Origin of the sequence: Rummeliibacillus sp. TYF005, assembly GCF_003844195.1 — a bacterium.
GTDB lineage: Bacteria > Bacillota > Bacilli > Bacillales_A > Planococcaceae > Rummeliibacillus.
The window spans coordinates 16,620-30,130 of record NZ_ML122577.1 but is presented as its reverse complement, the minus strand read 5'-3'; the positions used below and the strand labels follow the sequence as shown (position 1 = coordinate 30,130).

Here is a 13,511-nt window from a genome sequence, read left to right as displayed (position 1 = left end):
CCCTATAGATTACGTTCATGCTGGGCGCACCGAAAAAAAGGCACCCTATAAAGGATGCCTTTTATATTTAATGTAATATTAATCTACTAAAGATTAAAGTTTAGTTACATTAGTAGCTTGTGGTCCACGGTTGCCTTCTTCGATACCGAATTCAACTTTTTGACCTTCTTCTAATGTTTTGAAGCCTTCGCCTTGGATTGCTGAGAAGTGTACGAATACATCGTCTCCGCCTTCAACAGCGATAAAGCCGAAACCTTTTTCTGAGTTAAACCATTTTACTGTACCTTGTGTCATTTAAATGACCTCCAATAATAAATTTAATTAATTCATTTTCTAATAGAGATAAAAAAATCACCTTTTAAAATGATCGTTACAAACACAATCATTTTTGAAGGTGAATGCTTTGTTTCCGATTAGTTCAATTAACTATTGTATTAATTATATATAATTTTCTTTCATTTGTCCACTAAAACAGGATTATTTTTTGAATATCTTTTTTCTTTGACTCTCAGCTTGTCATTCTATCTATAATATATCCGCCCAAATTTTAATAGCTGTAACTAAGATTAGAACAGCTAAAAAGAGTTGCAACAGTTTAGTATTCATTTTCTTACTCACTTTTGCACCAATCGGAGCTGCGATTAGTCCAGCAATAATGACAATAACTGCTGGGAGATAATCGATTTGTCCAGTTACAATTTTTCCGAAAGAACCTGCAATCGATGAGATAAATGTTACAGCTAAACTAGATGCAATTGTCATTCTTGTTGGAATACGTAAAATGAGAAGCATGATTGGTATTAACAAGAAGCCACCACCGGCTCCAACTATTCCTGACCCGATTCCAACAAAAAATGCTAAAATCGCTGCTAATGGCGCATTAAATTTTACTTGATCAAGTGGGATATCATCGATTTGTTTCTTCGGAATGAGCATCATAATCGCCGCAAGAAGCGCAAGTACACCATACACTATATTAACTGTTGCTTCAGATAAATGATCGGACCCAAAGCTACCGATTAATGTACCAAATAAAACCGCCGTCCCCATAATGGCAATAAGTTTCTTATTTAAGTAGCCACCATTTTTAAAAGCAAGAACACCAGCAATCGATACAAAAAATACATCTAAAGCGCTAATGCCAGACACTTCATGTGCTGTAAAAGCCGTAAAACCAAATAGTGGTGGAACATATAATAAGAGTGGATATTTTACGATGGCTCCACCAATTCCTAACATCCCCGAAACAAATGAACCAGTTAGACCAATTGCAAATAAAACTAGGATATACATAATATCCACTTCATTTCCTTCTTTCTGTAAAAAGTGGCGAGTTCTCAATTGAAAACTCGCCTCCTTTATTAACCTTTTTGAATAAAGAACGTGATGACACCATCATTTTCAGTATGTTCTAAAACAGTGTGACCACCTGCTTTTGCCCAAGCTGGAAAATCTGCTAGTGCACCTTTATCTGTTACATTTACTTCTAGGACTTCACCTGTATTTAGTGTATCCATAGCTTTTTTAGTACGTACGATCGGCATAGGACATGATAATCCTTTTGCATCTACTACTTTATTTGAATTCATTATTATTCTCCTCGTCAATCTTTTCACAAATTATTACTGCAGTTTTATCGAACTGCACAACGGTTTGGACCGATTTCCATTTCTGTTTGTTCATCTTGGTCAGGTGTTATTTTACCCATATTCACTTGACGAATTTGTTGATATGCATTTGGTTGTGGTGGTAGATTTTCTGTTACAACTGAACGGAATTCAGCTTCATCTTTAATATTTAGACCATGATTTTCTGCGAATAGGTCACCTAAGCGTTTAGCTACTGTACCATCTTCGTTTAATTCATCAATAATCATAAAGTGAGCTGGTAACACGATTAAATCTTCTGCTAATTCTCTGTAACGACGATACAAAGTTTCGCGAAGATCGCCTACCCAATCCTCTGCAAATCCAGCTAAGTCAGGGCGACCAATTGAATCGATAAATAAGATATCACCTGTTAGTAAATATTTGTTATCGATCACAAATGATGTTGAGCCAATTGTATGACCTGGTGAATAAAGTGCGCCTACTTCTATTTTTGATGTTCCCACTTGTACAGTTAGGCCATCTTCAAGTGCTGTATAGTCAAATACTGCTTCTTCTGCATCTTTTGGTGAAAGATAATAGCTTGCACCTGTTGCAGCAGCAATTTGACGTCCACCAGAAATATGATCTGCATGTAAATGTGTATCAAAGACATGTTTGATTGTTACATTTTTTTCTTTTGCAAATTCAAGGAATACATCTTTGAAACGTACTGCATCAATAACTGCAGCTTCGTCTCCAGAAATCACCATATAAGATAAGCAGCCTTTTCCAAGACGAACGAATTGATAGATTTCACCACCATCAGTTAAATCTCCAACTTTAATTGGTTCTAAATGCATACTCCAAGATTTCATACCGCCTTCTAGATATGCAACATCACGGCCTGCATCAGAAAGCATTTCTGCTACCATTTTTGAAGAACCTTCTTTTGCACATACAACTAAAACGTCTTGATCAGTAGGAATCTTCGGTAAGATTTCTTCAATGCCGTCTAGTAATTCAAAATAAGGAATGTTCAAATATTCAAATTGATGACCTTCAATTTTCCAGTCTTCAAAAGCATCATGATTACGTACATCTAATATAAATAATTTTTGATTTTCAATTACTTTGCGAGCTATTTTGCTTGCTGGCCATTTTTCTATAGTCATTCAAATTACCCCCGTAGGTATATTTTCATCTTTTTAATTGGGAGAGCTTATTTGCTCTCCCATTAGTATTGTCAAAATTAAAAAGTTAATGTAGGTGAAGCATCTTTTGCATATTCAAGGAATGTTACTGCGCCACCAACATCAATTCCATCGATGAAGTCTTCTTTAGTAAGTCCCATGATATCCATAGTCATTTGACAAGCGATAAATTTAACACCTAGTTCTTGAGCCATTTCCACTAATTCTGGAATACTTGGTACATTTGCTTTTGCAAATCCTTCTGCCATAAATTCTTTTCCTTCAGGCATTGATAATGCTTGCATTGCTTGTTTGTGGATAAGATTAAGTCCTTCAAAAGTGAAGAAAATCTCTACTTCTTTATCTGAAGCTGCTGCTGCAGTTGCGATATTGAATACTTTGTATGCGTCGAAAAGACCACCGTTACTTGCGATAATTGCTACTTTGTTTGACATTTAAGTTCCCCCTAAATTATATTGTTTTTGTTAAATCGCCTTGCCAGTTTGTCATACCTGGTAAGACATTATATACTTTTGTAAATCCAGCTTTGGCTAGTTTTTGAGCTGCTAAATCACTACGTTTTCCTGTTCGGCAAACGACATAGATTTCTTGGTCTTTATCTAATTCATCCAAATGTTCATCTAAATCGCCCATTGGAATTGATTTTGCACCATTTATATGACCAAATGCATATTCAGCTTCTTCACGAACATCTAAAATAAGACCGCCATTTTTTGCGCGTTCTTCAATTTGTTCAATGGAGATCGTTGGCTCGTATGTTTTTTCAACTACTGTATCATTTGAACATTTTCGGATATAGTGAAATAACACGCCATCTTCTTCTGTTACACCAATATATTGGTGACCAACAGATTCTGACCATGCAGGTAAATCTGCTTTTGAGCCTTTATCTGTTGATTGAATTTCTAAAATTTGTCCATCTACCAAATTACTCATCGCTTTTTTTGTTTTGACGATTGGCATTGGGCATGACAATCCTTTAGCATCTAATTGTACATCTGCTTTAACCAAAGTTAATATTCCTCCTTATACCTTGTAGGGTATAAAATATTTCATAAAATTATTCAACATTACCTTCCCAAGATAACATTCCGCCAACCATATTGGTTACATCATATCCTAGAGAGTCTAGGAATGCTGTTGCTTGACCACTTCTACCACCTGAACGACATACCATGATATATGGTTTGTGTTTATCTAAATCTGGTAGTTTTGCTTCCAATAATCCTAATGGAATATTGACGATTCCTGGAATATGGCCAGCTTTTACTTCTGCTACTTCTCTAACATCAATTAAGTTTAATGCTTCGCCGTTTTCTAAGCGTTTTTGTACTTCTTGAACAGATATTTCTTTCATGTTATTTACCCTCTCCATGCACTCATGCCACCACGGACATTCGTTATTTTTTCATAGCCTAATTTTTTCAATTGTTTACATGCTTGACTACTGCGCATTCCACTTTGGCAAATTACTACAATTTCCTTATTATTCGGTAATTTCGAAAGGTCAGATCCAAGTGGTATATTCTTAAACTGGCGAATATTTCGTCCTTTATACTCGCCAGGTGTGCGAACATCGATAAAAACTTTATCTTTATCATTAAGTATCGATTTTAACTGCTCTGTAGAAATGGATTTAACACCTTTCGTTGGCATCATTCGCCATGCGATAAATGCTATTACCAAGATAATAATCACAGCTACTTCCATCATGTTCCCTCCCCTAACTTTATCTTAAGTTCTCGTTTTCATTATAATACATATACCCGCATAGGTATATAAAAATGAAAATAAAAACTTCGTTATCATCGACTCTTTACGAGAAGGTTCACTGCTTCTTGAATAGAGTTATTCACTACAGCCGGATCACCTTCCGAATTTTGTACGCATGTAACTAAATTTTCACTTACAATTACGCCAATCGTTCGATCTACGCCAGAACGTACAGCAGAAAGTTGTGTAACGACTTCTTTGCAATCTTTTTCTTCGTCAATCATACGTAGAATTCCTCTTAATTGGCCTTCCATTCGTTTAATACGATTTACAACCTTGCTATCATATGTCATTTCACACACTCCTTTCTTCATGTCGCTGGCTTCGTATTACATGACTAATAATATACCCCTATAGGTATAGTGTCAACAGAAAAAATTATTTTTTTATTTTAATTGGGTATTTTCTTTAGTATGAAGGGCAATCAGCACAGAGATGATTGTGTTTGCTGGGCTTTTGCAGGACTTAAGTTGTTGTAAGAGCGGATACTTTTTTATTTGGAGCGGATTATTTCTTTCCAAGAGCTAATTAAATGGCATCAGGAGCGGATAAATTGATCAGAAGAGCAATTAAGTATTGCAAATGACTACTAAAATATTGCAAATAAAAAGAGTACAACCCCAAAGGAATGTACTCTTTCGAAACGAACCATTACATTGCTGTTAATCCGCCATCAACGATGAATTCTGAACCAGTTGAGTAGCTAGATTCATCAGATGCTAAGTAAAGAACTAAGTTTGAAACTTCTTCTGATTGTGCTACACGTTTAAGTGGAATATGTTTTGAAAATTCTTCTACGGCAGCTTTTGTATCCTCTTGAACAACCATTGGCGTTGCTATGACACCTGGGTGTACAGAGTTTACGCGGATGCCATAGTGAGCGCATTCCATTGCAGCTGCTTTTGTCATACCACGTACAGCAAATTTTGTATCTGTATATCCGATTGCACCGGCAACAATACCATTCATAGATGAGATGTTGACGATTGAACCACCACCAGCTTTTTGCATTGAAGGAATAACTGTTTTCATACCTAAGAAAACAGATACTTGGTTAATATCTACAATGCGACGATACTCTGCTTCTGTTACTTCTAAAATCGATTTAGCCATTGTAATACCTGCATTATTGACTAAAACATTGACTGCTCCAAATGCTTTTTCTGCCTCAGCTAATACTGTTGCCCAATCTTCAGCACTTGTTACGTTTTGTTTAACAAATAAAGCGTTTTCACCAAGTTCAGTAGCTAACGTTTTCCCTTTTTCTTCGTTTAAGTCTGTTAATACAACTTTTGCGCCTTCTTCGATGAATTTTCGAGCATGTGAAGCTCCCATTCCTTGAGCAGCACCTGTAATAATAGCAACTTTTCCTTCTAAACGAGCCATGATGTATTCCTCCAATGTTGGTTATCGAGATTCTGAATCGATAATTTTATACTACATTTGTAAATTAACAGATAAATGATATATTTGTCAATTAAAAAGAAAGGTGCCATAATAAGTTCAATATTTGTTCAAATTCAAGCAATGAAATAGGTGATATTCCATGACAAATAACGAAGATCGTCGTGCAGCTCGGACACAAAAAAACTTAAAAAAAGCACTACTGCAATTATTAAAAGAAAAAGATTTGAAAGATATTTCTATTACAGAAGTAACTCAATACGCTCATTGCAATCGGGTAACATTTTACTCGCATTATAAAGATCTACAAGAATTGTTAACTTCTATTTTTGATGATTATTTAAAAGACTTAACTGATTACTTTCGCAAAACCTTTAAAAACCTTGAACGTTTTTCTTCAAATGATGAACAACGTCATCTCCCAATATTTGAATTTATCTATCAAAATCAGTTTGTTTTTTCTCTAATCTTAAAGGGTGAAGTCTTACCAGGTTCTCAAAATCAGTTTTGTGAAAGCTTAGTCCAAATTTCAACCAACGAATTAACACTTGAAGAGAAAACAGATATTGAGATTCCAGCACTTAACTACTTCACCACTTATGGAAGTCTTGGATTTTTTATCTATTGGATTCAGCAAGATTTCAAGGATTCTCCTGAAGAGATGGCAAAAAAACTAACATATTTACAAGGAAAGATGTTCAACGAGGCAGTTGTTCGAAACAAGCATTAACAGATTTAAAGATAAGACGTATATTATTATCTAAAAATAGCACCGCACTTATAATCTTTGTGCGATGCTATTTTTATGATTTATTCGAAGTCCTGGTAGGTGTATCCCGGAAATCTTACTACTGGCCATTTTTCTTTTCGTAATGTATTCATCAGTTCTGGCCCAACATTTAAATTACTGCTAACAATTTGTTTTGGAGTAAGTGCCATCCATTGAGTAAGAGAAATATCGGCATATTTCGGTGCTTTAAATACTTCTAGATACCAAAGAGTTTCTTTTCCTGTATTTTGGATATAGTGACCATAACAAAATGGAACATATCCCACATCACCAGCACGGATATTAAAAGTTCTAGCTGTCCCATCAGCCGCATACGCTGTCATTCTTCCTTGACCAGAAAGGATATATTGAAACTCATCATTATTGGGATGCCAATGTAATTCTCGCATACTTCCTGGCAAGATTTCTACTAATGCTGCTGAAATTTCGTGCGATACTTTAAAATTCGTAGAATCCACAATTCGTACAGTACCACCTGGAGATTTAATGGGATCTTGACCTAGTAAATCATGTGTGAAATTCCTAGTGCCGAATGGATCAGGAATCGCAACACTATCAATAGGTCCAGGAACTTTTCCTTGGTAAATATACTTTTCTTTCTTAGGAATACAATCGAAAGCACTTAAAGGTGCACCAAAATTAGCAGATAAAACGTCTTTTGGTGTATGTGCAAACCAATCTGAAATCGTAAATGTATCTAAATCCGAGAAGTCTCCAGCATCAAATACTAATAAAAATTCAGTTCCCTCTTCCAACCCTTGAATAGAGTGTGGAATCCCAGGAGGGAAATACCATATTCCTCCAACACCTACATCTGCTATAAAATTTTTACCATTCTGATCAACAGATGTAATTCTTGCTTTACCTACTGTAACAAATCCCCATTCCACTTCTTTATGCCAATGTAGTTCTCTAACACCGCCAGGAGTTAATCTCATATTTACGCCAGCAAGTGTAGTAGCTACAGGAAGTTCTCTATTCGAAATCTGTCTAGACCATCCTCCGTGCTTAAGTGTCATGTGTATCTGAAAATGAAAACACTAAATTAGGAACTGTCCCGGCATCCGTTTTAGGTGGCACTAGTAAATCAGGATTTTCCAATGCACGCAGTATATCTCTTGGTCCGGGATCCGTTGCACCAGCCCCATCTGCACGAATCGGTTCCGGTATTTCCTCTGAGAAAACTTTAAACTCAATTGGTTTTGGCATCATCATCCTCCTATAATATAGTGAAGCACACAGAAAGAACATCTTCCACTCCTTATGTAACAACATCTTAAGAGGAATCGGCGTGGTGTTAACTTTCCATTCTTATGTGTTTAGCTTCTCATCCCTATATAGTTATGATGTCATTTAGATTAGTGTTACGCCTAATTAGTTGTTGGAGTTGGATTCAACTATTGAAGCGCGCCTATGGAAAATAAATGTCCACAGCTTTATATGAAAAAAGCGAATACGGGAACGAATTTACTCGTTCTCATACTCGCATAAAAATGGTATATGTTATAGATTATTTTCCTCTAAAATACAGCACCTTAAACCACTGATTTATCAAAAATGGCATAAAGGAAAGGACATAGATAAATCCTAATTGATAGGTAGTTAACTTTGCTACTTCAAATACACTAGAAAGTCCTGGTAGGAATAATACTGCATGTAAACTCAATGTCCCTATTATAAAAGCATACCAAGTATATTTGTTTGAGAATACGCCAATCGAAAAGATAGATTCTTTGGACCTTGAGTTAAATCCGTGTATTAATCTGGACAAGCATAATGTTGCAAATGCCATCGTAGTGGCTACTACATTATCACCGGTTGAAAGCCCCATTTGGAAAGCTATAATAGTAGAAATTGCGATTAATATACCTTCTAGAATCATTTGAGTCGTAAATTTTTTATTGAGCAATGGTTGATGAATATTTCTAGGCTTGTCCTTCATGATTTTTTTGTTATGTGGTTCTAATCCAATGGCAATAGCAGGCAAGCTATCTGTCAATAGATTGATAAATAAAAGATGTACCGGTGCAAAAGGAACTGGCAATGCAAAAATAGTAGCATATAAAACGACGAAAATAGCTCCAGCATTTCCAGATAATAAGAACATGATGGCATTTTTTATATTCGCATAGAGACTTCTTCCATTTGCAATCGATTTTACAATGGTAGAAAAATTATCATCTGTTAACACCATTGATGAGGCATCTTTTGCTACTTCTGTTCCGGTTATTCCCATGGCAACCCCAATATCAGATTGTTTTAATGCAGGTGCGTCGTTAACACCGTCACCTGTCATAGCTACGACTTTTCCATTATCTTGCCATGCTCTAACAATTCTGAGTTTATGTTCTGGCGACACTCTGGCGTATACAGACACATCTTGCACCTTTTCTTTAAGCTGTTCGTCTGTAAGATCTTCTATTTCATACCCTTCTATCGCTTCTGATGAATCTTTTAAAATACCTATTTGTTTTGCAATAGCCGTAGCTGTTATTTTATGGTCACCTGTAATCATTACCGGCTTGATACCCGCTTGAATACAGCTTTCTACAGCTTCTTTTGACTCTTCTCTTGGTGGATCCATCATGGCAATGAGGCCAACAAAGATTAGGTCATTTTCATCGTTTAAATCGATTGATTGATTGTTTGTATTTTTGTATGTGATAGCTAATACGCGTAAGCCATTTTTTGAAAATTGTTCGTTTACGTCCTCTATCTTTTTGCGAGATTCTTCTGTTAGAAAACTGATTCCTGTTGAAGTTTCGACTTTAGCTATTCTAGATAAAATGACGTCTAGCGCACCTTTTGTAATCATGACATTTTGTTGATCGACACGATTTAATGTACTCATGAGTTTCCGATCACTATCAAACGGAATCTCTGCTAATCTTGGATATTTTTCTCTAACAGCTACTTCATCGAGCTGATAATTCCTTCCTAATTTTACAAGAGCGATTTCTGTGGGGTCACCTATATCTTTCTTTTCACCTGTTATGGCATCACTACATAATTGTGCCATCAGTAGAAGATCTCTTTCCATTTCATGTTCTGTATTGAGTTGATCTTGCGGAATGATTTTTTGATTGACAAATACTTGTTGGACAACCATTTTGTTTTGGGTAAGTGTTCCTGTCTTATCCGAACAGATAACCGATACACTTCCTAAACTTTCAACCGCAAAAAGCTTTCGAATAATCGCATTCTCTTTCGCCATTTTCTGGGTTCCAAAAGCTAACACGATGGTCACTATTGAGCTTAATGCTTCCGGTATTGCAGCAACAGCAAGGGAAACAGCAAACATAAAGGATTCTACTATTTCACGGCCTCTTATCATATCAATCGTGAAAATAAATAAGCAAATTATCGAGATTCCTAAAGCTAGATTTTCACCAAAATGATCTAAGCTAACTTGTAAAGGCGTTTTCTTCTCTTTTGCCGTATCTAGTAGATTGGCTATTTTCCCAATTTCTGTTTCCATACCAATAGCAGTTACAATGACTTTGCCTCTCCCGTTGGTCACAAAGCTTCCTGTAAATACCATGTTACTTTTATCTGCAGTAGCTACTTGATCATCCTTGATTAAATCAGTATTTTTTTCAACTGCTAGTGATTCCCCAGTTAACGAGCTTTCGTTTATTTGAAGATTGTGACATTCTAATAGTCGTCCATCTGCACTAACATAATCCCCCGCTTCTAATAAGAGAATATCGCCAACAACTATTTCTTCTGAAGGAATCTCCATAATTTTGTTATTTCGTTTAACCTTCGCAACTGGTGATGTCAAAGCTTTTAGATTATCTAACGACTGTTCTGCCTTTACATGCTGAACTGTACCGAGAACAGCATTTAAAATGACAACAATCATAATAACAATCGTACTTTCGACTTCTCCTAAAAGAAGAGAAATAATAGCCGCAATCATTAATATAATGACTAAAAGATCTTTGAACTGTGCAAAGAAAACTGCTATGGTACTTGTCTTTTTTCCTTCCTCAAGCGCATTTGGACCGTATTCTTCTTGTCTTATTTGTACTTCTTGATTATTTAATCCTTTTTCTGTTACATCCAGCTTCTCCATGACTTCAACGGATGATTGTTGATGATATTCCGACATGTACTTCCCCTTTCATTATGGATTCTGATATTTCTACTAGTACAAAATCTCAAAATATAAGTTTTTCATTTTGGACGGCAACTAATGTTTTTTATATTTGCCACTATTACTTAGCTTTTATACTATATTCTTTTAATTCTCTTAGTATGATTAGAAATTAGAATCGGTATTTTTCTTGATTAGTGAAAGCTATTTAAAAGTGATAAAATATTATTGACAATCAAAAAACATTAACAATTAGGAGCTGAAAAGTTTGGCAAATAAATTTTATAAAGCAACTTGTATTACACTGATGACGGGATTAATCGCAGCGGGTTCTGCTACGGCTATGGCGACATTGGATACCACAACTGCAGTTGCAAAAAGCATATATAAAGTAAAAAATAGCAAGCTAATTTCTATTAAGACTGGAAAAGTAGTGAAAGGGTTCAAAGTCTTTAAGTCTACCTTATATAAAAACGGAAAGAAATATACTGGCGTTTACAAAGGTTACCTATATAAAAGTGGCAAGAAATTTACAGGCTCTTATAATGGTTATCAATATAAAAAAGGTGCAAAATTCACAGGTAGAAAAGATAATATTACATATAAATACGGAAAAGTGGTATCTGCCAAAAATGTAAGTAAAGTTGCAAAAACAGCAATTGTCTATTTTGAAGATAAAAATTTGCTTCATACATTAAATGACCTTATGGGCCGCAAAAATCTATCCCAAAATATTAAAGTTGCTGATTTAAGAAATTTAAAAGGTACATTGGATTTGAAGGGTGATACGGATGAAAGAGAGTATTTTGGCATGATGGATTACGTGAACATCCAACCACTCGCTTTCTGTACAAACATCAGTGAATTGTCTATTGCCAATAATGCCATCAATAGTCTATTCCCTATCTCAAACCTAACAAATTTAAAGAAATTGGATATTAGTTTTAATAAAATATCTTCTATCGACTCTTTAGAAAAACTAGTAAACTTAACTGAGTTAAAAGTTGCTGGAAATAATTTAAAAGATATATTGGTTATCGGCAATTTCAAAAATCTAAAAGAATTGAATGCTTGGGACAATAAAATCGATTACATCGATGAAGAAATCAAATATGCTACCAATCTTGAAAATATCGATTTGAGTAACAATAGAATCAGAAGTATTTCTGAACTTGCTAGCTTAAAAAATTTAAAAGAATTAAATCTGACTAACAATAAGATCAAAGATATTCAAACATTAAGTGAAAATAAAAACTTAGAAACTTTATATTTATCCTATAATAGTATTTTCTCAGTTGATGGTTTAGAAGCATTACCGAATTTAAAAACGCTTTATTTAAATGCTAACTATCTAACATCTATGAACCCTCTTGCAAAAATCAAGACATTAACAACGTTGCACATAGAATATAATGATATTCCAAAAGAATCCATCCTACCTATTAGTACATGGGGATCTATGGTAGATGAAGATTACGTTAATGATACTAATGCCGATTACTAATAAATGAACAAAAGCCCCATCAAAATGTAGTTTATCCAACATTTGATGGGGCATTTTTGTGAAGTCTTATAACTATTATTTTAATCGAGAATCTATTTTCTGTTTCCAACCAGATGATCCTATTTATCCGCCCCTTTGCTTCGTTTATCCGCTCCCTCACCTCGTTTATCCGCTCCATTTTGAATTGTATCCGCCCTTAAAGCAATTTAAGTCTTATTTGAGTAACTCAGCGCAGCGGAAAATACTCTTATTTATTCGCGGCAAGATTACTAGATTGACCCATCAACCGGGCCGCGTATCAGGTTCAGCAACAATAATTATTCGCTCCCTCCGGCCGTTTATCCGCTCTCTCCATGTTTTTATTCGCTCCCTCGCTTCGTTTATTCGCTCCATTTTAAATTGTATTCGCCCTTATAGCAATTTACGTCTTTAATGTCACCTAATTTCAGCAATATAAAGTTGCATTATAAGCGCAAAAAAGACCAATCGATGTTGGTTCATCGATTGGTCTGGAAATGGCTAGTTCTTTTCTGTTATACGCCTGCGTATGTTTTTAATTTATCGTTTAATTTTTGGTAAATAATTTTCATATAAGGTTCACTCGATTTTTCTACTGCTTCATCCAAGGCCATCCATTGAATGGCACTGTTTTCATCGGGTTTAATTGCTGTTATTTCGTTTTCGTCTGCTTCGATAAGGTATGTTACATTTAGATGCACATGTGTTGCGACATGCTTTCCCTTTTTCACATGGCCGTCTACACCTAGAATTTCTAGAGAATAGATTTCTTCAGAGAGAGGTGTGAAATCTTTTAATCCTGTTTCTTCTCCTGTTTCTTTAAGAGCAACGTGCAAAAGATCAGGGTCACCATCTGCATGCCCCCCTATCCAAGCCCATGATTGATAAATATTATGGTATGCCATTAAAACTTTACTATGATCATGGTTAACAATCCAAGCAGATGCAGTAAAATGAGCAAATTCATTATTTCTTGTTAATGTATCTGGAAAAGTATCTATATATCGAATCATGACTTCTCGATCTTTTTCTTCTTGTTCATTGTATGGTTTATAAGTAACTAATTGATTTCGTATATTCAACTGACTAGCCTCCATTGGTTTATACCATCGTGATTTTATTG

Annotated in this window: 14 protein-coding genes and 1 pseudogene; 2 read left to right on the top strand and 13 right to left on the bottom strand. The window is 35.2% G+C overall.

The window, feature by feature from the left end:
• Nucleotides 1–93: 93 nt before the first annotated feature.
• The 10 genes from CW357_RS14785 to CW357_RS14740 all read right to left on the bottom strand — a co-directional run bounded on the left by CW357_RS14785 (nucleotide 94) and on the right by CW357_RS14740 (nucleotide 5,959).
• Nucleotides 94–294, bottom strand: coding sequence for a cold-shock protein (locus CW357_RS14785; protein ID WP_119415431.1), 201 nt, complete (start codon nucleotides 292–294; stop codon nucleotides 94–96).
• Nucleotides 295–525: 231 nt separating this feature from the next.
• The gene (locus CW357_RS14780) at nucleotides 526–1,293 is read right to left on the bottom strand and encodes a sulfite exporter TauE/SafE family protein (RefSeq protein ID WP_119415451.1); all 768 of its coding nucleotides are present in this window, start codon (nucleotides 1,291–1,293) and stop codon (nucleotides 526–528) included.
• 68 nt (nucleotides 1,294–1,361) lie between these two features.
• On the bottom strand, nucleotides 1,362–1,589 hold the full coding sequence (locus tag CW357_RS14775) for a sulfurtransferase TusA family protein (RefSeq protein WP_119415430.1): 228 nt from the start codon (nucleotides 1,587–1,589) through the stop codon (nucleotides 1,362–1,364).
• A gap of 44 nt (nucleotides 1,590–1,633) precedes the next feature.
• Complete coding sequence (locus CW357_RS14770) at nucleotides 1,634–2,761, bottom strand: MBL fold metallo-hydrolase (RefSeq protein ID WP_124218443.1); 1,128 nt, start codon at nucleotides 2,759–2,761, stop codon at nucleotides 1,634–1,636.
• A gap of 77 nt (nucleotides 2,762–2,838) precedes the next feature.
• Nucleotides 2,839–3,234, bottom strand: a complete 396-nt coding sequence (locus CW357_RS14765) for a DsrE/DsrF/DrsH-like family protein (protein WP_119415428.1) — start codon at nucleotides 3,232–3,234, stop codon at nucleotides 2,839–2,841.
• Between the two features lie 16 nt (nucleotides 3,235–3,250).
• On the bottom strand, nucleotides 3,251–3,763 hold the full coding sequence (locus CW357_RS14760; RefSeq protein WP_369973771.1) for a sulfurtransferase TusA family protein: 513 nt from the start codon (nucleotides 3,761–3,763) through the stop codon (nucleotides 3,251–3,253).
• 97 nt (nucleotides 3,764–3,860) lie between these two features.
• Nucleotides 3,861–4,157: a rhodanese-like domain-containing protein gene (locus tag CW357_RS14755; RefSeq protein ID WP_119415426.1), complete on the bottom strand. Its 297-nt coding sequence runs from the start codon at nucleotides 4,155–4,157 to the stop codon at nucleotides 3,861–3,863.
• A gap of 5 nt (nucleotides 4,158–4,162) precedes the next feature.
• On the bottom strand, nucleotides 4,163–4,510 hold the full coding sequence (locus CW357_RS14750; RefSeq protein WP_119415425.1) for a rhodanese-like domain-containing protein: 348 nt from the start codon (nucleotides 4,508–4,510) through the stop codon (nucleotides 4,163–4,165).
• Between the two features lie 95 nt (nucleotides 4,511–4,605).
• The gene (locus CW357_RS14745) at nucleotides 4,606–4,866 is read right to left on the bottom strand and encodes a metal-sensitive transcriptional regulator (RefSeq protein ID WP_119415424.1); all 261 of its coding nucleotides are present in this window, start codon (nucleotides 4,864–4,866) and stop codon (nucleotides 4,606–4,608) included.
• 358 nt (nucleotides 4,867–5,224) lie between these two features.
• Nucleotides 5,225–5,959: a glucose 1-dehydrogenase gene (locus CW357_RS14740; RefSeq protein WP_119415423.1), complete on the bottom strand. Its 735-nt coding sequence runs from the start codon at nucleotides 5,957–5,959 to the stop codon at nucleotides 5,225–5,227.
• 160 nt (nucleotides 5,960–6,119) lie between these two features.
• Between CW357_RS14740 and CW357_RS14735 the strand changes: the two genes are divergently transcribed.
• Nucleotides 6,120–6,707: a TetR/AcrR family transcriptional regulator gene (locus tag CW357_RS14735; RefSeq protein WP_124218442.1), complete on the top strand. Its 588-nt coding sequence runs from the start codon at nucleotides 6,120–6,122 to the stop codon at nucleotides 6,705–6,707.
• An 80-nt stretch (nucleotides 6,708–6,787) separates the two neighbouring features.
• On the opposite strand, the pseudogene CW357_RS14730 reads toward CW357_RS14735, so the two are convergent.
• Both CW357_RS14730 and CW357_RS14725 read right to left on the bottom strand, forming a co-directional pair.
• Nucleotides 6,788–7,976 (bottom strand): annotated as a pseudogene (locus CW357_RS14730) (cupin domain-containing protein).
• A gap of 301 nt (nucleotides 7,977–8,277) precedes the next feature.
• Nucleotides 8,278–10,881 carry a cation-translocating P-type ATPase gene (locus CW357_RS14725; RefSeq protein WP_124218441.1) on the bottom strand — a complete coding sequence of 868 codons (2,604 nt, stop codon included), beginning with the start codon at nucleotides 10,879–10,881 and terminating at the stop codon, nucleotides 8,278–8,280.
• A gap of 253 nt (nucleotides 10,882–11,134) precedes the next feature.
• On the opposite strand from CW357_RS14725, the gene CW357_RS14720 reads away from it, so the two are divergent.
• A complete protein-coding gene (locus CW357_RS14720; RefSeq protein ID WP_124218440.1) occupies nucleotides 11,135–12,370 on the top strand; it encodes a leucine-rich repeat domain-containing protein in 1,236 nt (411 codons plus the stop codon).
• A 533-nt stretch (nucleotides 12,371–12,903) separates the two neighbouring features.
• Here the strand turns inward: CW357_RS14720 and CW357_RS14715 are convergent.
• Nucleotides 12,904–13,470: an NUDIX hydrolase gene (locus CW357_RS14715; RefSeq protein ID WP_124218439.1), complete on the bottom strand. Its 567-nt coding sequence runs from the start codon at nucleotides 13,468–13,470 to the stop codon at nucleotides 12,904–12,906.
• Between the last annotated feature and the right edge of the window lie 41 nt (nucleotides 13,471–13,511).